This window comes from Clostridioides sp. ZZV14-6009 (assembly GCF_020658095.1).
Classification (GTDB): Bacteria; Bacillota; Clostridia; order Peptostreptococcales; family Peptostreptococcaceae; genus Clostridioides.
In genome coordinates, this window is the sequence record NZ_JAGWDG010000011.1 from 14142 (window position 1) to 38723 (window position 24582).

27 protein-coding genes and 1 riboswitch are annotated in these 24582 nt (G+C 29.4%); of the genes, 3 read left to right on the plus strand and 24 right to left on the minus strand.

Features of this window, described 5'->3' with window-relative positions; genetic code table 11:
• Positions 1 to 26 precede the first annotated feature (26 nt).
• From cbiB to cobT, 7 genes are all read right to left on the minus strand, one after another.
• Positions 27 to 998 (minus strand): adenosylcobinamide-phosphate synthase CbiB, encoded by a 972-nt coding sequence (gene cbiB, locus KGF36_RS13560; protein ID WP_227829058.1) that lies wholly within the window; start codon positions 996 to 998, stop codon positions 27 to 29.
• Positions 999 to 2375, minus strand: coding sequence for a cobyrinate a,c-diamide synthase (locus tag KGF36_RS13565; protein WP_227829059.1), 1377 nt, complete (start codon positions 2373 to 2375; stop codon positions 999 to 1001). It abuts the gene before it with no gap.
• Positions 2376 to 2414: 39 nt separating this feature from the next.
• Positions 2415 to 3929: a cobyric acid synthase gene (locus KGF36_RS13570; RefSeq protein WP_227829060.1), complete on the minus strand. Its 1515-nt coding sequence runs from the start codon at positions 3927 to 3929 to the stop codon at positions 2415 to 2417.
• Positions 3930 to 4045: 116 nt separating this feature from the next.
• A riboswitch (cobalamin riboswitch) is annotated at positions 4046 to 4225 on the minus strand.
• A 64-nt stretch (positions 4226 to 4289) separates the two neighbouring features.
• Entirely contained in the window at positions 4290 to 4904 is a 615-nt protein-coding gene (locus KGF36_RS13575; RefSeq protein WP_227842862.1) for a histidine phosphatase family protein, read from the minus strand.
• Between the two features lie 20 nt (positions 4905 to 4924).
• On the minus strand, positions 4925 to 5698 hold the full coding sequence (cobS, locus tag KGF36_RS13580) for an adenosylcobinamide-GDP ribazoletransferase (RefSeq protein ID WP_227829062.1): 774 nt from the start codon (positions 5696 to 5698) through the stop codon (positions 4925 to 4927).
• A 9-nt stretch (positions 5699 to 5707) separates the two neighbouring features.
• Positions 5708 to 6268, minus strand: a complete 561-nt coding sequence (gene cobU / locus KGF36_RS13585; protein WP_227829063.1) for a bifunctional adenosylcobinamide kinase/adenosylcobinamide-phosphate guanylyltransferase — start codon at positions 6266 to 6268, stop codon at positions 5708 to 5710.
• 28 nt (positions 6269 to 6296) lie between these two features.
• Positions 6297 to 7343: a nicotinate-nucleotide--dimethylbenzimidazole phosphoribosyltransferase gene (cobT, locus tag KGF36_RS13590; protein WP_227436176.1), complete on the minus strand. Its 1047-nt coding sequence runs from the start codon at positions 7341 to 7343 to the stop codon at positions 6297 to 6299.
• 216 nt (positions 7344 to 7559) lie between these two features.
• Between cobT and KGF36_RS13595 the strand changes: the two genes are divergently transcribed.
• Together KGF36_RS13595 and KGF36_RS13600 are read left to right on the plus strand one after the other, a co-directional pair.
• Positions 7560 to 7751 (plus strand): hypothetical protein, encoded by a 192-nt coding sequence (locus KGF36_RS13595; RefSeq protein WP_227436177.1) that lies wholly within the window; start codon positions 7560 to 7562, stop codon positions 7749 to 7751.
• 393 nt (positions 7752 to 8144) lie between these two features.
• Positions 8145 to 9017, plus strand: a complete 873-nt coding sequence (locus tag KGF36_RS13600) for an aldose 1-epimerase family protein (protein WP_227829064.1) — start codon at positions 8145 to 8147, stop codon at positions 9015 to 9017.
• A 405-nt stretch (positions 9018 to 9422) separates the two neighbouring features.
• Here KGF36_RS13600 and KGF36_RS13605 read toward each other — a convergent pair whose 3' ends face one another.
• Complete coding sequence (locus tag KGF36_RS13605; RefSeq protein WP_227841457.1) at positions 9423 to 10580, minus strand: S41 family peptidase; 1158 nt, start codon at positions 10578 to 10580, stop codon at positions 9423 to 9425.
• Positions 10581 to 10734: 154 nt separating this feature from the next.
• Here KGF36_RS13605 and KGF36_RS13610 point away from each other — a divergent pair, with 154 nt between their 5' ends.
• Positions 10735 to 11304: a 5-formyltetrahydrofolate cyclo-ligase gene (locus KGF36_RS13610; protein WP_227829066.1), complete on the plus strand. Its 570-nt coding sequence runs from the start codon at positions 10735 to 10737 to the stop codon at positions 11302 to 11304.
• A 180-nt stretch (positions 11305 to 11484) separates the two neighbouring features.
• Here the strand turns inward: KGF36_RS13610 and KGF36_RS13615 are convergent, their stop codons facing one another.
• The 16 genes from KGF36_RS13615 to atpF all read right to left on the minus strand — a co-directional run bounded on the left by KGF36_RS13615 (position 11485) and on the right by atpF (position 24488).
• Positions 11485 to 11901, minus strand: a complete 417-nt coding sequence (locus KGF36_RS13615) for a hypothetical protein (protein WP_255611832.1) — start codon at positions 11899 to 11901, stop codon at positions 11485 to 11487.
• A 212-nt stretch (positions 11902 to 12113) separates the two neighbouring features.
• The gene (locus tag KGF36_RS13620; protein WP_227829068.1) at positions 12114 to 13208 is read right to left on the minus strand and encodes a hypothetical protein; all 1095 of its coding nucleotides are present in this window, start codon (positions 13206 to 13208) and stop codon (positions 12114 to 12116) included.
• 426 nt (positions 13209 to 13634) lie between these two features.
• Positions 13635 to 14576, minus strand: coding sequence for a transketolase family protein (locus KGF36_RS13625; protein WP_227829069.1), 942 nt, complete (start codon positions 14574 to 14576; stop codon positions 13635 to 13637).
• The gene (locus tag KGF36_RS13630; RefSeq protein WP_227841393.1) at positions 14569 to 15396 is read right to left on the minus strand and encodes a transketolase; all 828 of its coding nucleotides are present in this window, start codon (positions 15394 to 15396) and stop codon (positions 14569 to 14571) included. Before KGF36_RS13630 ends, KGF36_RS13625 begins: the two co-directional genes overlap by 8 nt.
• Positions 15397 to 15567: 171 nt before the next feature.
• Positions 15568 to 15951 (minus strand): type II toxin-antitoxin system PemK/MazF family toxin, encoded by a 384-nt coding sequence (locus tag KGF36_RS13635; RefSeq protein ID WP_003421356.1) that lies wholly within the window; start codon positions 15949 to 15951, stop codon positions 15568 to 15570.
• On the minus strand, positions 15920 to 16207 hold the full coding sequence (locus KGF36_RS13640; RefSeq protein ID WP_227436214.1) for an antitoxin: 288 nt from the start codon (positions 16205 to 16207) through the stop codon (positions 15920 to 15922). Before KGF36_RS13640 ends, KGF36_RS13635 begins: the two co-directional genes overlap by 32 nt.
• Before the next feature lie 32 nt (positions 16208 to 16239).
• Positions 16240 to 17397 (minus strand): alanine racemase, encoded by a 1158-nt coding sequence (gene alr, locus KGF36_RS13645; protein ID WP_227841392.1) that lies wholly within the window; start codon positions 17395 to 17397, stop codon positions 16240 to 16242.
• A gap of 14 nt (positions 17398 to 17411) precedes the next feature.
• Positions 17412 to 18002, minus strand: a complete 591-nt coding sequence (gene gerS, locus KGF36_RS13650; RefSeq protein ID WP_227829072.1) for a germination lipoprotein GerS — start codon at positions 18000 to 18002, stop codon at positions 17412 to 17414.
• Between the two features lie 20 nt (positions 18003 to 18022).
• Complete coding sequence (locus KGF36_RS13655; protein ID WP_227829073.1) at positions 18023 to 18484, minus strand: CBS domain-containing protein; 462 nt, start codon at positions 18482 to 18484, stop codon at positions 18023 to 18025.
• 14 nt (positions 18485 to 18498) lie between these two features.
• On the minus strand, positions 18499 to 18879 hold the full coding sequence (acpS, locus tag KGF36_RS13660) for a holo-ACP synthase (RefSeq protein ID WP_227829074.1): 381 nt from the start codon (positions 18877 to 18879) through the stop codon (positions 18499 to 18501).
• Between the two features lie 474 nt (positions 18880 to 19353).
• On the minus strand, positions 19354 to 19614 hold the full coding sequence (gene atpC / locus KGF36_RS13665; protein ID WP_227436229.1) for an ATP synthase F1 subunit epsilon: 261 nt from the start codon (positions 19612 to 19614) through the stop codon (positions 19354 to 19356).
• Between the two features lie 2 nt (positions 19615 to 19616).
• Positions 19617 to 21011 (minus strand): F0F1 ATP synthase subunit beta, encoded by a 1395-nt coding sequence (atpD, locus tag KGF36_RS13670; protein ID WP_227829075.1) that lies wholly within the window; start codon positions 21009 to 21011, stop codon positions 19617 to 19619.
• A gap of 12 nt (positions 21012 to 21023) precedes the next feature.
• A complete protein-coding gene (gene atpG, locus KGF36_RS13675; RefSeq protein ID WP_227829076.1) occupies positions 21024 to 21902 on the minus strand; it encodes an ATP synthase F1 subunit gamma in 879 nt (292 codons plus the stop codon).
• A 27-nt stretch (positions 21903 to 21929) separates the two neighbouring features.
• The gene (gene atpA, locus KGF36_RS13680; RefSeq protein WP_227829077.1) at positions 21930 to 23432 is read right to left on the minus strand and encodes a F0F1 ATP synthase subunit alpha; all 1503 of its coding nucleotides are present in this window, start codon (positions 23430 to 23432) and stop codon (positions 21930 to 21932) included.
• A 16-nt stretch (positions 23433 to 23448) separates the two neighbouring features.
• Entirely contained in the window at positions 23449 to 23994 is a 546-nt protein-coding gene (locus KGF36_RS13685; protein WP_227829078.1) for a F0F1 ATP synthase subunit delta, read from the minus strand.
• A complete protein-coding gene (atpF, locus tag KGF36_RS13690; RefSeq protein ID WP_227829079.1) occupies positions 23991 to 24488 on the minus strand; it encodes a F0F1 ATP synthase subunit B in 498 nt (165 codons plus the stop codon). Before atpF ends, KGF36_RS13685 begins: the two co-directional genes overlap by 4 nt.
• Positions 24489 to 24582 lie beyond the last annotated feature (94 nt).

The following is a 24582-nucleotide window of genomic DNA, read 5'->3' on the forward strand; positions in this document are numbered from 1 at the left end:
CCCCCTTAAATTAGTACACAATTAAGTTATATAATTAAGTTAATAAAAATCATCCTACATGCCACAGATATCAGCGTAAATGCTAATATAGAAGTCAATGAAGAGGCATACATAATTTTATTTGTTTTAATTATATCTTCTCTATCTATCACTCTAATTTTATCTCCTATTGTTGGCTTATATACTTTTTGCCCAGAATAAACATTGGTTCCTCCTAGTTGAATTCCTAAGGCTCCTGATATTGCACCTTCTGAAAAAGCACAATTTGGACTTTTATGATTTTTTCTATCTCTAATAGAAATTTTAAAACAACTCTTATAGTTATAACCAAGAAAAAAACTCCCTATAGTCATAAGAATAACAGATATTCTTGCTGGTATATAATTAGCTATATCATCAATTTTAGCAGAAGCAAAGCCAATATCTTTGTATTTTTCATTCTTATATCCAACAGTTGAGTCAAGGGTGTTTATAGCTTTATACGCCATAGCAAGTGGTGCTCCTCCAATAAATGCATAAAGCATAGGTGCAATTATACCATCTACAGTATTTTCTGCCACAGTTTCTACAGTTGCTCTTATTATTTCAGGTTCACTTAAATTAGTTGTATCTCTACCCACTATATAAGATAGCTGCATTCTGGATTTCTCTATGTCTCCAGTCTTTAATACATTATAAATTTTTATAGCTTCATCTTTTAAACACTTTGTTGCTAACGTCGTATAAATTATGAACCCATTTACTATGATACTTAATAATACATTAAAACTACATAGCTTCACTATAACATAGGTTACTAAGTAGGTTATTCCAACAGTTACAAACCATAATATAAATCCACCAATTTTTAACTGCTTTCCATTTTTAGAGACCTTTCTTATTATTCCTTGGATAAAATTTATAAGTTTTCCAATAAATCTTACTGGATGAGGAAAAGAATATGGGTCTCCTACAATTAAATCTGTTATATACCCTATATAAATAGATAAAATATTCATTTACTCATTTCCCTTTTCCAAAAAATTTTCTATGCAGTTTAAATTATTATAAAAATGTGTGTGAAGGTATGTTGCCAGTGTATTTCCTTTGCTATAACCTCCATCCCATTCTTCTATTAAATTTCCATCTCTTTCTTTTTTCATTGAATATGCACATTTTTCATCACTTTCAAATATTGAATGATGAAACTCATGCCCTTTAATAATTTCTCCTGCTTTAGATAAAATTGTATTTTCTTTAGCTACACCAAGGCAATATCCAAACCTCTTTAGAGAAGCTGTCATCTTACTAGTTCCATTAAATATACCAACCATATTAAATTCTTGTTCTTCTTGATTAAGTAACTTCTCACCTAAGTACATTAATCCACCACATTCTGCATAAATAGGAATATTATTATTATGTGCTTCTAATATAGAGGCTCTCATTGATTCATTTGCTTCTAGTTCTTTCCCAAATATCTCTGGAAAACCTCCTCCAATATAAATATAATCTGAATTTGGTACTGATGTATCTTCAAGAGGACTAAAATAGTTTACTTCTAATCCAAGTTCCTCTAAAAGTTCTATGTTTTCCCTATAATAAAAATTGAATGCCTTATCATATGCTATGGCTATTGATTTATCCTTAATCTGTTCTTTTATCTTATTATTTTCTATTAAATTTTGAAAATCAAAACTACTCTCAAATTCATCACTTTCTGAGATTTCGATTATTCTATCAATATCTATGTAGTTTTCAATCTCATCAGCTAAAGTATAAAACTTTTCTCTTAAAGATTTCATCTCCACACTAGGAATTAGACCTAGATGTCTAGATTCCAATGAAAATTTATTATTTGGAGGAAAATATCCCAACACTTCGATATTACAATATTTCTCTATAGAGCTCTTAATTATTTGATAATGGCTCTTAGTTTTTACATTATTTACTATAACACCTTTTATATCCACATCTTTATCTAGTTCCCTATATCCTAGTACCATAGCTGCACTAGATGCTGCCATAGATTTTCCATTTATAACTAGTATAACTGGAGCTTTTAATACCTTAGAAGTATGTGAACTTGTGCAGTTATCTAAATCTATCCCAAAACCATCATATAATCCCATAACTCCTTCTACTACTGAAATATCTGCATCCTTTGAAGATTTATTTACTATATACTTTATCTTTTCATCATCTAACATATAAGAATCCAGATTTCTAGAATGTCTTCCAGTTATAAATGTGTGATATGAAGGGTCTATATAGTCTGGCCCTACTTTATACGGCTGTACTTTCATATTTCTCTTAACTAAAGCCTGCATTATTCCTAATGATATTGTAGTTTTCCCAACTCCACTGCTAGTACCTGCAATCAAAATCTTTTTCATAATACACCTCCTACCTAAAGTATAAATATAAAGTCATTCTTATTTCATAATTTCATATATCTTCTCTATGTCTAAATGTTCTCTTAAGAAATCTGCCAATTTATCATACTCTTTATCTTTAAACTCATCAAAAGAACTTACAGTACTTTCTAATACTTTTAATCCCTTTTTCTTCCTTATATTATTTAAAATTGCTCTTGTAAAATCTATTTCATCAAATATTCCATGAAGATAAGTACCAATTACATTACCTTCTTTATTTACACTTCCTTCAGTATAATTGACTTCTTTATCTAGTTTTTTTGTTATCAAATCTAAACTACTTACTTTATTACTACGATTTGTAATTCCCATATGTATTTCATAACCTTTTACTTTCTTACCTTTAAGGTCGTTCATATATTCACCAGCACATTCAATAATGGTAGCTTCTACTTGAGTTGTAGTCTTTTCCTCTTCAAATATTGTTTCTGTATCTAAAAGACCAATTCCATCTAATTCTTCAATTTCACTTTCAACATGATAAGGGTCTTTTAATTTTTTACCTAACATTTGATACCCACCACATATTCCAAATATCAATTTACCCTGACTATGTAAGTTTTTAATTTGTGACTCAAGACCACTTTCTCTTATGTACTTTAAATCATCTATAGTACTTTTAGTTCCAGGTATTATCAATATATCTGGATTTCCTATAGCTTCTCCATAGTCTACATATCTAAGGCTTACATCTTCTTGTGTTTCAAATATATTAAAATCTGTAAAATTTGACATATGTGGAGTTCTAATTATTTCTATATGTATATCATTTTTATCCATTTTTTTCTTAAATCTAGTTGTTACACTATCTTCATCTTCTATTTTTATATCCATATAAGGAACCACACCTAAAACAGGTACTTTTATAATATCTTCAAGCATCTTTAAACCATCTTGTAGGAGTTCCTTTTTTCCTCTAAATTTATTGATTATTACTCCTTTGACTCTTTTTCTCTCATCATCATCTAATAAAAGCATTGTACCTGCTAATGATGCAAATACTCCACCTCTATCAATATCCCCAACTATTATTACTGGTGCATCTGCTATTTTTGCCATACCCATATTGGATATATCTCTATCTTTTAAATTTATCTCCGCAGTACTCCCTGCACCTTCCATAACCACAATGTCATACATTGAACTTAAATTATTAAAGGTTTCTTTTAATACATCTACCAATTCTAGCTTATAATCATGATATTCAGATGAAGGCATCTCTCCTACAACTTTTCCTCTTACAATCACTTGACTTTTATGATTTCCAGAAGGTTTTAATAAAACTGGATTCATATCTGCTATCGGCTCTATTTTTGCAGCTTCTGCTTGAAATACTTGTGCTCTTCCCATTTCTAATCCTTCTTTAGTTATAAAAGAATTTAAAGCCATATTTTGCGACTTAAAAGGAGCAACAGTATAACCATCTTGTTTAAATATTCTACACAATCCTGCTGATAAAATACTCTTACCTACATTTGATGCAGTTCCCTGTAGCATTACTTTTTTACCCACTTTCTCCCCTCCTTAAAGTTAAATTTTACCTATAAATAAACTAAAAAAAGTCCTAGTGCTTCTAAAGCTAGGACTTTTATATATATTAATTAAAAATCTTTCACCCCGAAGACCTCATGTTTTAAATTAAATTAGGCAGGTATCCTGGCTTAACTTCATCCTACTTCCATAACCTTCCCATCAAATTGACAGTGGTATTTATAGTTTCGTTGGTTTCACAGTAGCGGGGGCTGCAAAGGCATCTAACCTTTTTCCCTTTTTACATCTCATTGAGAACCTAATTTTAATCTAGTATTCTATTTTTGTTAGTAATTTTATAAGCACATATCGTTTAATATTTAATATTTAATTTATATTGAATTATATAAATTCAGTAAAATTCATTTTATTTATTACAGTAAATCCATTATCAACTTCCAAAATTGTAATAGATGCATTATCAATTTTAAAGTTCCAATGATATTTATAACTACCAGAAATCAAATATGTTATTATATTTCTTATTGTACCTGCATGAGAACATATAAGTATTGTTTTTCTATTTAAATAATCATCATTTTCTAAAATTATATTGTCAATCTCTTTTGCTATTCTTTCATATGAATCTATCAAGCTTTCCCCATTTGGGTATCTATAATTGCTACCTTCTTCTATCATTTTTTCAAATTCTTTTGGATATTTAACTTTTATCTCTTCAAAAGTTATTCCTTCAAAGTCTCCAAAGCTAATTTCTCTTAGATTTTCTCTTTCTTCTATTTCTATTGATTTCAGCTTTGATATTTTCTCTATTGTATCTTTAGTACGTGAAGATGGAGTTGTGTAAATCTTATCTATACTTTCACTACTCATATATTTTGTAATTTTATTTATTTGTAATTTACCTTCTTCACTAATATAACTATTTATATGACCTGATAATCTTCCTTTTTCATTATCAGTTGTCAAAGCATGTCTTATTAATATTAATCTTATCACATTATCACCACTTTTTAGTTTTAAATAAACATAAAAATTAACAAATATATATAAATCAAATATACAAGTTCTGAAAGTTCTATTCCACAACCCAATATATCTCCTGTTACTCCATCAATTTTTTTGTAAATATGATTTTTAAACAATATTATAAATATAAAAACTACTATAGCTGAACATAATACTTTAATCAATACTATATTAGGCACTAAAAATATTAATTTAGCAATAATACTAACTATCAATAATGTGTATATTATAGCTGTTATTAACATACTTGTAGTCAATTTTCCTATAAATAAATTCCCCATTCCTTTTGCTCTTGGTGTTACTGTTTTATATGTCAATAACATTACTCCTAACCTTGCAATCATTGGCATGAATATTATAACCCATAGTGAATTATTACTTATAATACTATATACAAATCCAATCTTTAATAAAAGTACAAACATAATTGCTAAAAGCGAATTTGTACCTAATCGAGAATCTTTCATTATTTCAAGCATTTTCTCTTTATCTCTATAACTGTATATTGCATCAAATGTATCCCCTAATCCATCTATATGAAGCCCTCCAGTAATCAAAACACCAGCAAGTGTTATTATAATTGCACATATAAATGGCTGAAACAAAAGTATAGAAACCCATCCTATTAAGTAAGTTAATATACCAATAACAAGACCTACAAGCGGAAAATATACTATAGATTTGTAAAATTCATCATCAAACCCTACATCTAATTTTATAGGTATTCTTGTCAAAAACTGTAGTATCAAAATAAATCTTTTCATAGTCACATACTACTCCTTTATTTTCATAGGTATGCCACTAACTACAAAATAAACTTCATTGCTTTTTGATGCTATATATTGATTTATACGACCTACAATATCAGTATATATTCTACTAAGTTTATTTCCAGGAACAATTCCCATACCTAATTCATTTGTCACAAATACAAAATATAGATTTGTTTTTTCTATTTCTTTAATAAGTTTACTAATTTGTTCTTTTATGTACTCTTCCAATTTATTTATTTCTTCTTGAGTAGATTCTTCTATGTTTAAATTATGTGAAAACATTAAATTATTTACTAATAGTGTTACACAGTCTAGTATAACAGTTTCATGTTCTTCATATATATTTTTAATTATAGAATATATGTCTTCATATATTTCATATGTCTTCCAACTTTTAGGTCTACTCTCTTGATGCTTCCTTACTCTATCTTTCATCTCATCATCAAATGGAATAGATGTCGCTATGTAAGCTGTGTTATTATTCCTATCTAAACATAATTTTTCTGCAAAATTACTCTTTCCTGACCTAGCTCCTCCTGTTACCAGAATAATTTGACTCATCAAAACACTCCTAAATATATTAAATTTTTTATCGACCCATATCTATCTCATCAAAAGTCGCCATATTTTTGTAAGTATAATTTGAAGCTTCCACTATATTAAATGCCAAAGCAGCTCCACTTCCTTCACCTAATCTCATATCCATATTTAGTATAGGGTCTAATTTCAATATATCTAATGCTCTTTTAGTTCCTGATTCTGCTGATAAATGTGATGCTATCATATATTCTCTAGTTTTTGGATTTATTTTATAAGCAATTAAAGCAGCAGCATAAGAAATAAATCCATCTATAACAACTGGAATTCTATTAGCACTACATCCTAATATAACACCTGCCATTGAACCTATTTCAAATCCACCTACTTTAGATAAAATATCTACACCATCAGTTGGATTTGGATTGTTAATTTCAATAGCTTTTCTAATTACATCAGCTTTATGTTTTAATCTTTCTTTTTTAAGACCTGCACCTATACCTGTCACTTCTGATGGGTCACATCCTGAAATTACAGATATTATTGCAGTACTTGGAGTAGTATTTGCTATCCCCATCTCTCCAATACCAATTACTTTATAATCTCTTTCTATACATTGCTCTGCTATTTCAATTCCTATTTCTAAGCATCTTATAGCCTCTTGTTTGCTCATGGCTGGTCCCTTTGCCATATTTGAAGTACCTTTTCTTATCTTATAATCTAATACTCCATCTAGTTTTTCATCACAATTTATTCCTACATCTACAGCTACAACATCTGCTCCTACAAATTTACTTATTACTCCAACGCCACATAGCCCTTTTGAGAAATTTGGAAATTGTAACTTTGTTATGTCCTGAGGGTCAGGCGCAACTCCTTCTTCATATACTCCATGATCTCCAGCAAAAGCAATTATAACTTTTTTAGTTGTATCAAAATTTTCATTACCAAATATCCCTGCTAATTGCATGCAAATATCTTCTATCTTTCCTAAGCTTCCAGTTGGATGTATAAGCCTGTCCAACCTCTGTTTTGCTTTTTCAATAGAAGACTTATCTAGAGAATATATATTCCTTGATATACTTTCTAATAAACTCATTTTCTATCCTCCCAATATTATTTTTTTTTAATTATCTTTTTAGATAAAAAATACTCTTATTTTCTAAAAATTTCAACTTTTTCTTTTTATTTTTACATACATATAAAGATTATTCTACATTTTATCTTAATTTCCTTTATTTTACATTTCTAATTTGCATACAATCACATACTTTTTGTAAAAATATAATTAAAAGAACTTTAAGGAGTTGATATTGTGGATGATTTTTCTAAATTAAAAAATTTATATGAAGATGGATATAGATGTATTTATCATAATTGTGTTGATAATAATTATACTATCTATCTTAAGAATTTTTATACGGAAGGTACAGAAACTGTAGAGTTAAGTAGTGAATCAGATTTTTCACAATTTAAAGATTATATAGATGGACTTAGAATGTCTTAATTCTTTGGGAACCCATTAAAATAGGGAGTTTAACAACTCCCTATTTTGAAGTCACAATTTTTTTAATAAGCTTTAAAAGTTCGTCTCGGTTTACTTCTCTTTGTTTTTTTCTGTCTTTATACTCTTGAAAGTTAACAACTTTTGTATTTGGTTTTTCCATAAACTCACTTCCCATTTAACATTATTAACTTATCTTAATATATTTAATTCTATACAATTTATCTATTTCCTTCTATTTATAATACAAAATTTCTTAAATAATCCCAAATTTTCAAAACAAAATTTTCAAAATATACTAAAATCTACCTTTCAAATATAATATCAAATACGATTTAATACTTGTTATACTTTATAGTATAATATACTAATAAAGTATAATAAAGGAGATTTTAAATGAATATATTACAAAATGAAAACTTAATTATTGAATCAAGTAGCTCTGGTGCTGAACTTACTAGGATATTTTCTAAAAAACATAACAGAAATATTCTTTGGGATGGTAATAAAAAACATTGGGGTAGACAATCACCTATATTATTCCCTATAGTTGGTAAACTTCTTGATAATGAAACCATAATAGAAGAAAATTTATATAATATGACTCAACATGGATTTGCTAGAGATATGGATTTTGAAATTGCAAATAAAGGAGATGCATTCATATCTTATAGTTTAACATCCAATGAATCTACTCTAAAAAAATATCCCTACTATTTTGAGCTACTTATAAATTATACATTAAATGATGATAGCATAAATATAGAATGGATTGTAAAAAATACTGACTCTAAAGATATATTCTTTTCTATAGGAGGACATCCTGCATTTAATCTTCCTTTTTATGAACAAGATGACTTTTCTAAGTACTATCTTGAGTTTAAAGGAAGAAATAATGTGGAAAAAATTAATTTAAATGGGTCCTTTACTGATGATACAAAATTTATTGGAGACTTAAAAAGGTTACAATTAAATCCAGAATTATTTAAAAATGATGCTTTAATATACACTAACATAGACGAAGTATCTATATATAATGATAAAGATAGTGAATGCCTAACTATATCTATGAAGAATTTTCCTCTAGTTGGCATTTGGACTCCTTATTATAGCGAAACTAATTCTACTGCTCCATTTTTATGTATAGAACCATGGTACGGTCTTGCTGATAGTATACATTCTAATAAAATTTATACAGATAAGAAATTTATAAACAAATTAGGTAAAGGAAAAGTTTTTACAGCTTCTTATAGTATAGACATACATTAGATAAAAAATTTAATTTACATGTTTGTGTTTTTACAAAATATTAATGTAGCTCAAAATAGAAAATACCCTAAATATTCATATAATCAGTATAAAACAAATAAGTTTCTATAGTGCTGAAATGATAGTACTTTTAAATAAGAGTAGGTATAGTATTAGAAAATAGAATTATTAATATTAATATTCCTTAAATCAAAAAAATATTACTGGACTGCTAAATTTCCAGTAATATTTTTACATGTATTTTAAAATGTTTAATTACCCATATTTTAAAAGCTAAGTTAAAACTTTTAACAATAAAACTATATAGTAAAATGTTGAAACAATACCAAAAGTTAGTTTTATCCACTCTATATTTTTACTTATAACAATTTTTTTATTTTCTATTACATCTACAAACTTTAAATTCTATTTATTAATCTGCTCTCTAAGCCATTCAGTTGCTACATCCAATTGTTTTTTCTCATCTTTTTCTTCAATTGTAGGTTTTATCCCTTTTTCATTGATATAATCTCCATTAGGTGTAAAGTATTGAGCAGTAGTTAATTTATATCCTGTTCCATCTTTCAACCTTACAACTGACTGTACCAGCCCTTTACCATAAGTCGTAGTCCCTACAGAAATACCTTCTTTATTATCAACAATTGCAGCTGTTAATATCTCAGCAGCAGAGGCACTTTCTCCATTGGTTAAAACTACTATTGGAAGTCCCAATTTTTCTTTATCAGATTTTAAATATTCTGTATTTCCTTTATTGTCTTTAGTATATACTATAGTTCCTTCACCAATTAATTCATCAGCAACTTCTTTACATATATCCAACATACCTCCAGGATTGTTTCTAAGGTCTATTACTAATCCCTTAATATTTTTTTCTTTCAATCCTTTTAAAGCTTTGTCAAAATCAGTATATGTACTTGATATAAATTGGGTAATTTCTATATATCCTAAATCATTATCAATTACTTTACTTTCTATACTTTTCTCAACTATCTGTTCTGTTTTCAACTCAAAGCTTAGTTGTTTATCTTCTCTCAATACTACTAGCTCTACTTTTTTACCTTTTTTACCTTTCATCATACTCACAGCTTCATCCGAATTTTTATATGATACAGATTTTCCGTTGACTTTTATTAATTTATCTCCTGCTTTTACTCCTGCTTTTTCTGCTGGAGAATCTTTCATAGGAACTACTACTAGTCCTCCATCTTTTGATGCTCCTATATACATTCCTACACCAACATAAGAGCCCTCACTATCTTCTATTAGCTTTTCCATTTCATCTTTAGTGTAATAACCAGAATATTTGTCATTTGTTCCTAGAAATAACCCCTTTGATGCTCCATCCACTAAATCTTTATCAGAGACTTTTTTATAAAAATCTTGTTTTATAATAGATTCTAATCCTAACAACTTATCATATTTTTTATAGCCTTCATAGAGTTCTTTTGATACTACAACTTTGTTCCCTAATGTAAGTTGAAACGCTGATGTGGCCATAGCTGTTATAATTACTAAAATCACCCCTAAAAAAATAGCTTTCTTTTTTGAAATCACAAGATACATCTCCTTTTACATAAACTATTATATATTATATGACTAGCTGTTATTTTTATTACATTTACCCAAATATATTGCCTTATTACAATAAACTATACTAAAATTTATATTAGAATACAAATTCTGTTCACATTATAACATATTAAAGGAGGAATATTTTATGAAAAAAGAATTTAGAAAAAAAGTTATTGAACATAGAAAAAATAAAAGTGCTGAGTTTGTACTAAATAATTCAAATTTGATAACAGAAAAATTACTTCAAATGGAGGATATAAAAAACGCAACTAATATAATGCTTTATCTAGATTTTAATAATGAAGTTAACACAGATAATTTAATCAAAAAGCTTTTATCTCTAAAGAAAATAGTCTCAAGCCCTATTACAATAAAAGAAAATCATACATTAATTCCTACTCAAATAACAGATTTAGATAATGGACTAAAAATTGGTGCATATGGAATAAGGGAACCTAACGAAAAATCACCTACAATTGATATTAAATCTTTAGATGTTGTAATTGTTCCAGCTGTTGCATATGACATACATTGCTATAGATTAGGATATGGTGGAGGATTTTATGATAGATTTTTAGAGAACTTAAGAAAAGACGCAATAACTATAGGAATAGCATTTGACTTTCAGGTATTTGATTCTATTCCAAAAGAAACTCATGATGCACAATTAAACTATATAGTTACTGAAACCAGAATTCTTACACCAAATAATTAACACTCTCAATACTATTAATATAACACTCTGTTTAATATTTAATTTTTATATTATTCAATGAATATTTTAAGTCATGGCTTTTACATCAATAAAGCCTCGACATGATTTATTTACATTAATAAAAACCATGACTTTATTTTACTATACAAATAAATAGTTATTTAATCACAAAATATGCTTTTATTTAGTAGAATTTAACTCTATTCTATCTGGAAGTTCACTTATATTTGTTTCAACCACTATGTATGGAAGAGAATCCTCCTTATCCTTATACTTTATCTTAACTCTCAAAACTTCTTTTCCTTCTTCACTTACACTTTCTATGTTATCCATCTCAATACCATATTTATTATTTCCCCTAGTTACTATGATGTATATTTTATTATCAATTTTAGCTGCTAATGCCCTTTCTTCATTTGTGTATTTGTCCATAACATCTAGTATCTTTTCTGGTATTGAATTCCTTTGCAATACTGTATAATCTATTGGCTTAGTTTTTTCTATAAACATACTTGGTATGAATATAAACCCTCCTATCACAAATATAAGAGCTATAACTCCATAAATTATACCTTTAATATTAAACTTTACATCCAATTTTATCACTCCTTCCATCTATTTAAATATATGATTTATAATTTTGTCTTAGACTTTAAATTATCAATAATAAAGTGTTTATTATAGTTACCCTTAAATATGAAATAATAAAAAAAGGATTTTATGACAAATAAATTATAAAATAAAAAAGAGTTATATAAAAACAATTTAATTGTTTTTATATAACTCTCTATTTTACAGTTCTAAATTATTTATTTACCATTAACTCCTTCTTGATAGCCAGATGTTTTTGTAATCTGTCTATAAAGAACACAAACCAGTATTATGACGCCCATATATCCGGTATATGGATATAAGATACCAACCAGCTTATCAAATGGTAAGAATCCACCTATAAGACCTAATATAGCTGTTATTACTGTTATTAATTTAAATTTAGGATGATTATCATCTACAAATCTATTAGTTACTGACCATAATAAAGGTACAGCTGTTGTATATATTCCTAATATAAGAACTACTGAGAATAAAACTCCAACTACTGGTGAAATCTTATCAGCTAAGAATAATGAAGGTATTGCTTTTGAATATAAGTTTCCTACATCAGAAAGCATTGCTAAGTTCATCATTATAGCTGCTGCCATAAGTGCTACCCCACCTAGTATACCACCGCAAACAGCTTCTTTTTTATTAGCAGCACTTGCTCCTAATCCTGTTAAGAACGCCATGACAACGATTGTATTATAAGTAGTGTATATTACACCAGATAGATATGCGTTTGGAACTGGTCTAGATACCTCTACAGTTTTAAGAATCTCTCCTGCTTGAGATAAATTACCTATATTACTGCTTAAACTTATAGCTCCAACTAAAAGTGTAAATATTATTATTACAGGTCCTATTCCACCTAGTATCTTTGATAATTTATCAAGACCTAATGAAACAGTTAATAATGCTACTACTGCCATACCTATTCTACCTACAAATGGATTTAATCCATAGTATTCAGTTAAAGTTGCTCCCGCTCCTGAAATCATTACTACGAAAACACCAAATAAGAATAAAGGTCCAAACCACTCAAAGAATATTCCTAAATACTTACCACAATAAACACGATAAATTTTGATAGGTTCTTTAAGTTGAAGTTCTTTACCTTTTGACATTACTGAAGCACCCATCCATGAGAATAATACCATTGAAATTATCCCACCAATAATACCTGCAAACCCATAAAAAGTGAAGAATTGCATTATTTCTTGTCCTGTTGCAAATCCAGAACCGATTACTGTTGCTACATAAGCTCCTGCGAAACTGATGACTGTTTTAACATTTACTTTTTCTGACATATCTCAGTTACCTCCCCACGTGAAATTTTTTCATCTGCTTAATTACTTCTATAAACTACTTACAATTTCCTTTAACATAAAATCCATGATAACTGTTTTAAAACTTTTTGTATAATAACTTAAAACTTATAATATACTTTTTATACAGTATACCTCCCTTCATACAATTCTTTAAATTATTTTTGTTTAAGTAGTTATTATATGTATAAAATTAATTTCCCTATAAACTATATATTAGTCATATTTTTCTGAATAGTCAATATATATTTGAATATTTTCTCTATTTTTGTAAAAATTTGAATATTTGGTTAGGTTTTTGATAAATTGATATAGTGTATAAAAAAGAGAGATATAAATTCATATAATGCTTTATATCTCTCTTATACACATATTATATTATTAACAAACATGCATAATTTATATTTCTTACATTCTTTTTGCAAGAATAGCTTCTTTTACAGCTTTTACTATATCATCACAAGTTAATTCATATTTTTTTAACAATTCATTTGGAGCACCAGATTCTCCAAATGAATCTTTAATCCCAACTTTTTTTACAATAGTTGGATAAGATTCTCCAACTGTCTCACTCACAGCAGAACCTAAACCTCCAATTATACTATGTTCTTCTACAGTTACAATAGCATTAGTTTCTTTTGCTGCTTTTAATATTAAATCCTTATCTATAGGTTTTATTGTGGACATATTTATGACTCTGGCACTAATGCCTTCTTCTTGCAATTTTTCTTGTGCCAGTATAGCATCATTCACCATAATCCCACAAGCTATAATTGTGACATCATTGCCATCTCTTAGTACTATACCTTTTCCTATTTCAAAATGATAATCCTCATCAAATAAAACTGGAACTGAACTTCTTCCTAATCTAACATAAACAGGTCCATTGTATTTAGCTATTTCAAAAATCATCTTTTCTGTCTCTACTCCATCAGCTGGAACAAGAACTGTCATATTTGGTATAGCTCTCATTATTGCAATATCCTCTACACTTTCATGAGATGCTCCATCTTCTCCAACAGTAAGTCCTGCATGAGTAGCACAAATTTTTACATTTAACTTTGGATAACAAACTGAATTTCTTATAATCTCAAAGGCTCTCCCTGTAGCGAACATAGCAAAAGTACTAGCAAAAGGTATTTTTCCAGCAGTTGATAATCCGCAAGCAGCACCTATTAGATTTTGTTCGGCTATACCCATATTAAAAAATCTATCTGGAAATGCTTCATAAAAATCATGTGTCTTTGTAGACTTTGATAAATCTGCATCTAACACTACAACATTGTCATTTATTTGACCTAATTTTACTAAAGCTTTACCATATGCTTCTCTTGTTGCCATTTTATTCATTGTCAGCACCTCCTAATTCAAGTAAGGCTTGTTCTAGTTCTGCATCATTTGGAGCTGTCCCATGCCACCCTGCTTGATTTTCCATAAAAGATATTCCTTTACCTTTTATAGTCTTTGCAATTATCATTGTAGGCTTTTTAACTGTTGATTTAGCTATATCAAGAGCAGCAAATATTTGGTCAAAATCATGACCATCTATTTCAATTACATTCCATCCAAAAGCCTTAAATTTATCAACGATTGAACCTAAGTTCATTACACTTTCTATGTTTCCATCTATCTGAAGTCCATTATTGTCTAAAAAAGCAATTAAATTATCAAGCTTATAATGTGCAGCACTCATAGCAGCTTCCCAAACTATACCTTCTTGAACTTCTCCATCACCAAGTAAAGTGTATACATTCCATGGTGCATTATCTAATTTTGATGCCATAGCCATCCCACATGCAGCCGAAAAACCTTGCCCTAAAGAACCTGTGGATATCTCCACGCCAGGTGTTCCTTTCATATCTGGATGTCCTTGTAACATTCTTCCTATTTTCCTCAGTCCATTTAATTCTTCCTTATCAAAATAACCTTTTTCAGCCAATGTTGCATATAATGCTGGTGCAGCATGTCCTTTTGATAATACAAATCTATCTCTATCCTCCATTTTAGGTTTTGAAGAATCCACATTCATTTCATCAAAGTATAACGCAGTAAGTATTTCAACTACCGATAATGACCCTCCTGGATGTCCAGATTTGGCTCTATGTATCATAGAGACTATATCTCTTCTTATGATACGCGCAATCTCATTTAATCCTTTATGGTCTCTCATGTAATTACCTCCCTTGAGTTTGTAATTTTATATCAATTCCATCTTATTATATCACTTTTATGCTATTTTTTTGCGTTATTTTTGATTTTATTAGCTTAGGCCACTAAAATTAAACTCTATGAAATATTTTTAAAGAAAAAAGGGATTGTCTAACAAAAGACAAACCCCTCTTTAAAAAGTAAACAATCCTAAACTTATTTGAAGCCCATCATCTACTTTTATCATCATATTTTCATCTAGACAACCAATTTTTTCCCTCAGTCTCTTTTTATCAATAGTTCTGATTTGTTCTAAAAGAATCACTGAGTCTTTATTAAGACCATATTCATTGGAACTTATCTCTACATGAGTAGGTAATTTGGCTTTATTAATCTGAGATGTTATAGCTGATACTATAACTGTAGGACTATATTTATTACCTACATCATTTTGTATTATCAGAACAGGCCTAACTCCTCCCTGTTCTGAACCAACAACTGGACTTAAATCAGCGTAATATAAATCACCACGCTTTATTTCACAATTAGTACTCACCTTGGGCAATCTTCCCTTCATTTTTATCATCAGAAGATACTTCGTCAACTGTCATGCCTAGTTCAGCTAATGACAGATTAATTTGACCCATTTCTCTATAACCCGTTTTCATAGATTCTTTAATATGAATTCTCTTTTTCTGAGTTATATAGAACTGAAAAGCAGCTTTTGCAAAATCTTCTCTGTTACTGTTCTCCATCTGAACAATACTATCAACTTCAGAAATCAGAGAGTCTGGTAAAGTAACTTCTATTTTTTCTTTACTCTTATCGTACACAAAATCGCCTCCCAGATTATAATATCATGGTTTTATTTTAGCAAATAACTGTTTATTTGTACAAGCTCATTATTTTCCATATAAACACGGTCAACTCTTCTTGATATCATGCATAACACTTCATAGTTTATAGTTCCTAAGTCTTTGGCTATACGTTCAGCTGTAACTTCACCTTCTCCAAATAGTATAACCTCATCTCCAACTTTTATGTCTATATCTTTGTCAATTCTAACCATTATTTGATCCATACAAATTCTACCAACTACATCAAATACTTCTCCTTTAATAAGAACTTTTGGATTCTTTTGAATTCTAGTGAATCCATCCGCATATCCTATTGGAATTGTAGCTATTGTTTCCATACTAGTAGTTGTATATTTTAGTCCATAACTTATTCCTACACCTGGTTCAACTTGTTTTATATGTCCGATTTTTGATTTTAATTTCATGGCTGGTTTTAGTTCTAGTCTTTCTTTAAATACATCATCAGATGGATAATGACCATATAATATTATTCCTGCTCTTACCATATTTAATCTTAAATCAGGGCAATCCATAATAGCTGCACTATTTGATACATGCTTTATAGCTATTTCTACACCAGCTTCATCTAACTTATCAGACATAAATTTATAATTATTAGCTTGTTTATAAGTGTACTCTTTACTTACTTCATCAGCTGTAGCAAAATGAGTAAACATACCTTCTAAATTTATATATTCTAATTTATTTAATTTTACTATATCCTGTACTGACTCTTCATTAGGTTGGAAACCTATTCTAGTCATTCCTGAGTCTATTTTAATGTGAACACAGGCTTTTTCTCCTAAAGATTTTGCAATTTCGTTTATCTTTTGTGCTGTTTCTAAAGAATAAACTGTCATAGTTATTTTATTTTTTATAGAATCTTCAAAAGCTTCATCTGGAGTATATCCTAAGTTCAAAATAGGAAGTGTTATACCATTTTGTCTAAGCTCAATTCCTTCAGCAGTTCTTGCTACTGCTAAATAATCTACTTTTTCCTTTTGTAATAATTTTGCAACTTCTACTGCACCATGTCCATATGCATCAGCTTTTATTACTCCACAAACTTTAATATCTTCTTCTAATAAATTTTTAATATTTTTTAAGTTAAATCTTAAGTTATCTAGATTTATCTCTGCCCATGTAGGCACTGTTATTTTTTGCATTTCTTTAGTCCCCCTTAGTTTCTGTATTCAAAATCTCTGTATTTTACTGTAAATCTTGGCACTCCTTCATTATCTAATACTTCCATCTTTTCAGGGTTCTTTGTGTCAGTATTTACATATAATACTTGCTTATTAAAATATTTATTATCCCCAGGAATAAAAGTCTCTAAAACCAAGTTTCCTTTGGATAACTTTATTTTCATCTCTTCGTTTTGAAGATAATTTTTTATAAAGTCTCCTATAAAAAGATATTGATTATTTTTTCCTGTATTAGGCAATTCCACTATATCACTGATATTTGGATTTTTAACTAATATTTTATCACCTTGATACTCTATACTTTTCCCCTTTAAGTGTTTTGGGGAAATTACTTCTAATTTATAGTTATCAGTTTTTTTATAAGTATGAATTAAAACATAATTGTGTGGGCTCTTATTTCCAACTACTTCTACTTCAGCTTTACAACTGTAAGAATTCATATCAGAAATCTGCTTTTGAAAATCTTTGTATACTTCTTCTTTTGTGGACTGTCGTTTTTGGCATCCTATTACAATTATAACCAGTGCCAAGAACATAATACATACTATAGTCCACTTTTTTCTCACATCACACCTCCTACTTTAGTCTATTCATTATATAAAGCTTTTATTATATCATATCTACAAATTATACCTTTAAGTTTATTGTCATCATCTACTACAGGAACTCTGTTTATTGATTTTTTAATCATTATATTAGCCACATCGTCAAACTTATCATCTTCATGAACTTTTATTATGTCCTTAGACATCAGTTCTCCGACTTTATAAGCTGCTACTTGCTTTATGTCTTTTTCTACCTTTTTTAAATCATCTAAAAAAATCAGCCCTTGTAATAAATTTATATATAGAGGTGCTTCTATATACTTTTCTTTTTTAAGAATGTCTGTTTCAGAAATTATTCCAACAACTTTATTTTCTGAATCTACAACTGGCAATCCTCCTATTTTCTCCGCAATTAGCATATTAGCTACATCTGCTATACTATCATCTTGTTTTGCTACTATTACATCTGTTGTCATTATTTCTTTTGCTGTTTTATCCATCATAATGTAATCACTCCTTAGTCCTTAATTATAGTTATCGCATTTGCTATAGCATAATCTTTTGAATGTGATATTGAAACTTTTATTTCTAAAACATTATAATCTATGCACATTTTTGCCAGATTATTATAAGTTTTTACTATTGGTTTTCCCATTTCATTTCTGAGAACCTCTATATCTTTAAAGTTAAACATTCTGATTCCTGTACCCATAGATTTACTTATAGCTTCCTTAGCCGCAAAATTACCAGCTATACTTTCTGCCTTAAAATTTTTAGAATTAAAATATTCAATTTCTTTATCTGTAAATATTTTCTTTAAAAACCGATTATTTTTTTCTACAGCTTTTTTTATTCTGTCAATTTCAACTATGTCTACTCCAATATCAAATATATCCATTTTTCCTCCAGAAAATTTATAATAGCTCTTTTCATTTAATAATGAATTTATAAATTTACTATTGATAATACCTATTATTGTTTAGTTTATGTTACTTATCCCAATTTAATAATCATTATAATAGAATTGTAACTTTTAAAATTATTTATAATAAATAATCTATGTAAATCTATTATATTATTTATTATACTACACAACTAAGCAAATTTTTTAAATTTTATAAAAATTTTATATAGATTTCTTATATGAATATTTTTTCACTTCTATATAATCTATCTAAACCTTCTTTATCTTATTAATTGCAACATAATTTTGCAGTAAATTTAAACACTTTGTGAATTTACTATCACTACACTTCCACTATATTTTATACTTTATTTTTTGTTATTTTATTAACACCAAAATTATAAAAAAAGTCATTTTGACCAAAAATAATTTTAGTAAAAATGACTTTTCATGTTTTATATTAAATTATTAAATCCATTCAGCAGATTCTGTCAATATGACAGTTTTATTTTGGTCTACATTAACAAATCCTTCTGATATTTTTGCTTCTTTAAAATTTCCATCTTTTTTTATCTTCAAAGTTCCTACAGGTATGCCTGAAACAAACGGTATATGACCTTTCAATACCCCTTTGTCTCCCTTTGTAGTTCTAACTACTATCATTTCAACTTCTCCATCATAAAACGTATCATTTGGAGTTACAACTTTCAATGAAAATTCACTAGCCATGACTACATACTTCCCTTCGCTTTTTTAACAGCATCTTCTATTGTACCTACAAACAGGAATGCTGACTCTGGTAAGTCATCATGTTTACCTTCAAGTATCTCTTTGAATCCTCTTACAGTTTCTTTAACAGGAACATATTGACCTGGGTTTCCTGTAAATTGCTCTGCAACTGTAAATGATTGAGATAAGAATCTTTGTATTTTTCTAGCACGTGCAACTATTAACTTATCTTCATCAGATAATTCATCCATACCAAGTATGGCAATTATATCTTGTAGTTCTTTATATCTTTGAAGTATTGATTGAACTCCTCTGGCTATTTCATAATGTTCTTTTCCTACTATACTAGGGTCAAGAATTCTTGATGTAGATTCAAGAGGGTCAACCGCTGGGTATATACCAAGTGATGATATTTGTCTAGATAAAACTGTTTTTGCATCTAAGTGAGAGAATGTTGTAGCTGGTGCTGGGTCAGTTAAGTCATCTGCTGGTACATATACTGCTTGAACAGATGTTATTGAACCTTTCTTAGTTGATGTTATTCTCTCTTGAAGTGCACCCATTTCAGTAGCTAATGTTGGTTGGTAACCAACGGCTGATGGCATACGTCCTAGAAGTGCTGAAACTTCTGAACCAGCTTGTGTGAAACGGAATATATTATCAACGAAAAGTAAGACGTCTTGTCCTTGCTCATCTCTAAAATGTTCTGCCATTGTAAGTCCAGTTAAAGCAACTCTCATTCTTGCTCCAGGTGGCTCGTTCATCTGACCAAATACTAGAGCTGTCTTGTTTATAACTCCAGACTCACTCATTTCTCCATAAAGGTCATTACCTTCTCTTGTTCTTTCTCCTACACCTGAGAATACAGAAATACCACCATGTTGCTTGGCAATATTGTTTATAAGTTCTTGTATTAAAACTGTTTTTCCTACTCCTGCTCCTCCAAATAGACCTATTTTTCCACCTTTTAGATATGGTGCTAGCAAGTCAACTACCTTAATACCTGTTTCTAGTATTTCAGCTGTAGTTTCTAGTTCGTCATATGCTGGTGCTGGTCTATGTATAGGTAACTTAGGCGCAGACTTTGGAGCTGGCTTTCCATCAACTGGTTTTCCAAGAACATTGAATATTCTACCTAGAGTTTCATCTCCAACAGGAACACTTATTGGTCCTCCTGTATCTACAACTTCCATACCTCTTACAAGTCCATCTGTTGCACTCATAGAGATACATCTTACTGTATCATCACCTATATGTTGAGCAACTTCTGCAACTATTTCTTTATCTCCTAACTTTATTACTAACGCATTTAATAAGTTAGGTAGGCTTTGTTCATTATCAAACTTAACATCTAGTACAGCTCCTACAATCTGTACTATTTCACCTACATTTGCCATTTCCTAACCTCCCTATTTTAGAGCTTCAACTCCACCAACTATCTCTGTTATTTCTTGAGTTACAGCTGACTGTCTTGCTCTGTTATAACTTAACTCTAAATTAGATAGCATTTCATTCGCATTATCTGTGGCTGATTCCATCGCAGTTCTTCTAGCTCCTTGCTCTGATGCAAAAGATTCTAAAATCCCACCATATATTGTACCTGATACAAACTGAGGCACAATATAACTTAAGACTGCTTCTGCTGATGGTATATATTGTACTTTCGATTTATTTTGTTTTTCTTCTTTTATTACAATGGCTTGGTCATCTGTATCTTTTTCAAACACCAATGGAAGCAATTTTAAAACTTCAACTTCTTGTAATAAAGCTGATTTAAATTTTGTATAAGCTATATAAACTTCATCTACTTCACCTTTTTTATACAGGTCAATAACAGTTTGTGAAATTTCTATCGCTTCTTCATATCCACAAGCTTCAACACTATTTATATCTTTTGCTATATTGTAATTTCTCTTAGAAAAAAACTCGTGAGCCTTCTTTCCTACTGTGATAACTGTTTCTTTTTTTCCTTCCATGTGAGATACAGATTCCTTTAATACATTGGAATTGTATCCACCTGCAAGACCTCTATCTCCAGCCACTACTATATAGCATTTATTTTTTACTTCTCTTACTTTTAAAAATTCATTTCTAACTCCACGTGTTGTTTGGGCAATATCCTTTACTGTATCGTACAAAGTATTAAAGTATTCCCTTGAATCTTCAGCTTTTTCTTTTGCTTTTCTAAGCTTAGAAGATGCAACAAGTTCCATTGCTTTAGTTATTTGTTTTGTACTTTCAACACTCCCCATACGTGTTTTAATCGCTTTAATTCCAGCTCCTGCCAATTAATTTACCTCCTTTTTTAAAAAGGATTATACTTCAACAACAAACTTTTCTTTAAATTCATTTATTGCATCTGTTAAATCATGAGTGAAGTCTTCTCCATCTAATATTTTTCTTGATATTTCTGGATAATTATTATCTACAAATGCATACAATTCTGATTCAAATCTAGCTATATTATCTATTGGAATATCTTCCAAATGATTATTTATAACAGCATATATTATCATAACTTGATTTTCAACTTTTATTGGTTGATGCTCACCTTGTTTTAATATCTCAACGATTCTTTCACCTTGAGCAAGTCTCTTTTTAGTATCTTCATCTAAGTCAGAACCAAATTGTGAGAATGCTGCAAGCTCTCTATATTGTGAATATGCAAGTTTTAATGTACCTGCAACTTTTTTCATTGCCTTAATTTGCGCAGAACCACCAACCCTTGATACTGATATACCAGGGTCAACTGCTGGTCTTACACCTGAATAGAATAATTCTGGTTGTAAGTATATTTGACCATCTGTTATAGATATAACATTTGTTGGTATATATGCAGAAACGTCTCCAGCTTGAGTTTCTATTATAGGTAAGGCAGTCATTGAGCCTCCCCCTAATTCATCAGATAACTTAGCTGCTCTTTCAAGTAATCTTGAATGTAAGTAGAATACATCTCCAGGATATGCCTCACGTCCTGGTGGTCTTCTAAGTAATAATGACATTTCTCTATATGCAACGGCTTGTTTACTTAAATCATCATATACTATAAGCACATGTTTTCCATTGTACATAAATTCTTCACCCATAGCTGCTCCAGCGTATGGTGCTATATATTGAAGTGGTGCTGATTCAGATGCTGTTGCTGAAACTATTATTGTATAGTCTAAAGCTCCACCTTTTTCTAATGAACTAACTAATTGAGCTATAGTAGAACGTTTTTGCCCAATTGCTACATATATACAGATAACATCTTTTCCTTTTTGATTTAATATAGTGTCAACAACTATAGATGTTTTACCAGTTTGTCTGTCACCTATTATTAACTCTCTCTGACCTCTACCAATTGGTATCATTGAATCTATTGATTTTATACCTGTTTGTAATGGCTCATAAACAGATCTTCTATCTATTATACCAGGTGCTTCAGATTCAACTGGTCTAGTTTTTGTACAAGCTATAGGTCCTTTTCCATCTATTGGCTGACCTAGAGAGTTTACAACTCTACCTATTAAAGCTTCTCCAACTGGAACTTCAACTATTCTTCCAGTTCTCTTAACTATATCGCCTTCTTTTATTCCACTGTCATCTCCAAGTATAACAGCTCCAACTACTTCTTCTTCTAAGTTAAGTGCCATACCATATACTTCACCTGGGAACTCTAGTAACTCACCAGACATAGCTTTCTCTAATCCATATACACTAGCTATACCATCCCCAACTGTTAAAACACTACCTGTATCTGTCAATTCAACTTTATTCTCATAATTCTTTATTTGCTGTTTAATTATAGAACTTATTTCTTCAGGTTTTAAGTTCATGGGTTCACCGCCATTCTTAAGATATTACTTCAGATAGCTTTTCTTTCATCTTATCTAGACGAGTTTTTACAGTGCCATCTATTTGCTCATTTCCAATTCTAACTAGAACTCCCCCTAGTATAGTCTTGTCAACTACATTTTCTATAGTAACATTTTTGTTGTATTTGTTTGAAAGTTTAACTTCAAGTTCTTTAATATCTGTTTCACTCATTGGAATCGCACTTATTGCAACACCATCAGTTATATTATTTTTCTTATTTAATAAGTCTTTATAAGCTAACTCTATGTCTTCCAAAAACGCTATTCTGTCTTTATCTACTAAAACTTTTAAGAAGTTTTTTATGTTAGAACTTACTTCCTTATCAAAAATGATTTCTACCAAGTTTTTCTTTTCTGATTTTGAAACTAATGGTGATTTTAAAACTTTGTAGAAATCTTTGCTAACTTTAGTCATCATATCTACTACTTTTTCTAATTCTTTAAATAATATATCAGTTGAATTTTCTTCTTCTCCTAATTGAAATAGGGCTTCGGCATATCTATTTGCTACTACGTTTATCATTTAGCCTCCCCTACCTCTTTTATAAAGTTTTCTATCAATTCTTCATGTTTAGATTTATCTAAATCTTTTTCAATAACTTTAGATGCCGCAAGTAGTGCTATATTTGATATATCACTTTTAATTTCATTCATAACCTTTTGTTTTTCTTGTTCTATATCTTTGCTTGCTTTATCTTTTATATCAAGAGCATCTTGTTTTGCAGTACTTATTATGTCATCTGATTTTTTCTCTGCTCTTATAGTTGCTTGTTTTATGATTTCTTGACCTTCATCTTTAGCAAAATTGATTTTTGACTCATATTCTTTTTTTAGCGCCAATCCTTCAGTTTTTGCTTTTTCGCCTTCTGCTAAGTCATTTTTAATATCATTTTCTCTTGATTGGATTATATTTAAAACTGGCTTAAATAAAAGCTTTCTTAGAAGTAAAAATATTATAAAAGTATTAACAATTTGGAATACAAATTCCCATGTTATACCTACTAGTGCTTTTTCCATAATTATCCTCCTTTCCATAAATCATAACTACTTATAATCACGAGATGATAAAATTCATCTCATGATTATAAGTTTGAGATGATTTATCTATAAA

Excerpts from the sequence above, each read along its gene's own strand:
- cbiB (WP_227829058.1), bottom strand. The coding sequence starts at position 998 with ATGAATATTTTATCTATTTATATAGGGTATATAACAGATTTAATTGTA.
- KGF36_RS13565 (WP_227829059.1), bottom strand. The coding sequence starts at position 2,375 with ATGAAAAAGATTTTGATTGCAGGTACTAGCAGTGGAGTTGGGAAAACT.
- cobS (WP_227829062.1), bottom strand. The coding sequence starts at position 5,698 with ATGAAAAGATTTATTTTGATACTACAGTTTTTGACAAGAATACCTATA.
- cobU (WP_227829063.1), bottom strand. The coding sequence starts at position 6,268 with ATGAGTCAAATTATTCTGGTAACAGGAGGAGCTAGGTCAGGAAAGAGT.
- cobT (WP_227436176.1), bottom strand. The coding sequence starts at position 7,343 with ATGAGTTTATTAGAAAGTATATCAAGGAATATATATTCTCTAGATAAG.
- KGF36_RS13600 (WP_227829064.1), top strand. The coding sequence starts at position 8,145 with ATGAATATATTACAAAATGAAAACTTAATTATTGAATCAAGTAGCTCT.
- KGF36_RS13605 (WP_227841457.1), bottom strand. The coding sequence starts at position 10,580 with ATGTATCTTGTGATTTCAAAAAAGAAAGCTATTTTTTTAGGGGTGATT.
- KGF36_RS13610 (WP_227829066.1), top strand. The coding sequence starts at position 10,735 with ATGAAAAAAGAATTTAGAAAAAAAGTTATTGAACATAGAAAAAATAAA.
- KGF36_RS13620 (WP_227829068.1), bottom strand. The coding sequence starts at position 13,208 with ATGTCAGAAAAAGTAAATGTTAAAACAGTCATCAGTTTCGCAGGAGCT.
- KGF36_RS13625 (WP_227829069.1), bottom strand. The coding sequence starts at position 14,576 with ATGAATAAAATGGCAACAAGAGAAGCATATGGTAAAGCTTTAGTAAAA.
- KGF36_RS13630 (WP_227841393.1), bottom strand. The coding sequence starts at position 15,396 with ATGAGAGACCATAAAGGATTAAATGAGATTGCGCGTATCATAAGAAGA.
- KGF36_RS13635 (WP_003421356.1), bottom strand. The coding sequence starts at position 15,951 with ATGAAGGGAAGATTGCCCAAGGTGAGTACTAATTGTGAAATAAAGCGT.
- alr (WP_227841392.1), bottom strand. The coding sequence starts at position 17,397 with ATGCAAAAAATAACAGTGCCTACATGGGCAGAGATAAATCTAGATAAC.
- KGF36_RS13655 (WP_227829073.1), bottom strand. The coding sequence starts at position 18,484 with ATGATGGATAAAACAGCAAAAGAAATAATGACAACAGATGTAATAGTA.
- acpS (WP_227829074.1), bottom strand. The coding sequence starts at position 18,879 with ATGGATATATTTGATATTGGAGTAGACATAGTTGAAATTGACAGAATA.
- atpC (WP_227436229.1), bottom strand. The coding sequence starts at position 19,614 with ATGGCTAGTGAATTTTCATTGAAAGTTGTAACTCCAAATGATACGTTT.
- atpD (WP_227829075.1), bottom strand. The coding sequence starts at position 21,011 with ATGGCAAATGTAGGTGAAATAGTACAGATTGTAGGAGCTGTACTAGAT.
- atpA (WP_227829077.1), bottom strand. The coding sequence starts at position 23,432 with ATGAACTTAAAACCTGAAGAAATAAGTTCTATAATTAAACAGCAAATA.
- KGF36_RS13685 (WP_227829078.1), bottom strand. The coding sequence starts at position 23,994 with ATGATAAACGTAGTAGCAAATAGATATGCCGAAGCCCTATTTCAATTA.
- atpF (WP_227829079.1), bottom strand. The coding sequence starts at position 24,488 with ATGGAAAAAGCACTAGTAGGTATAACATGGGAATTTGTATTCCAAATT.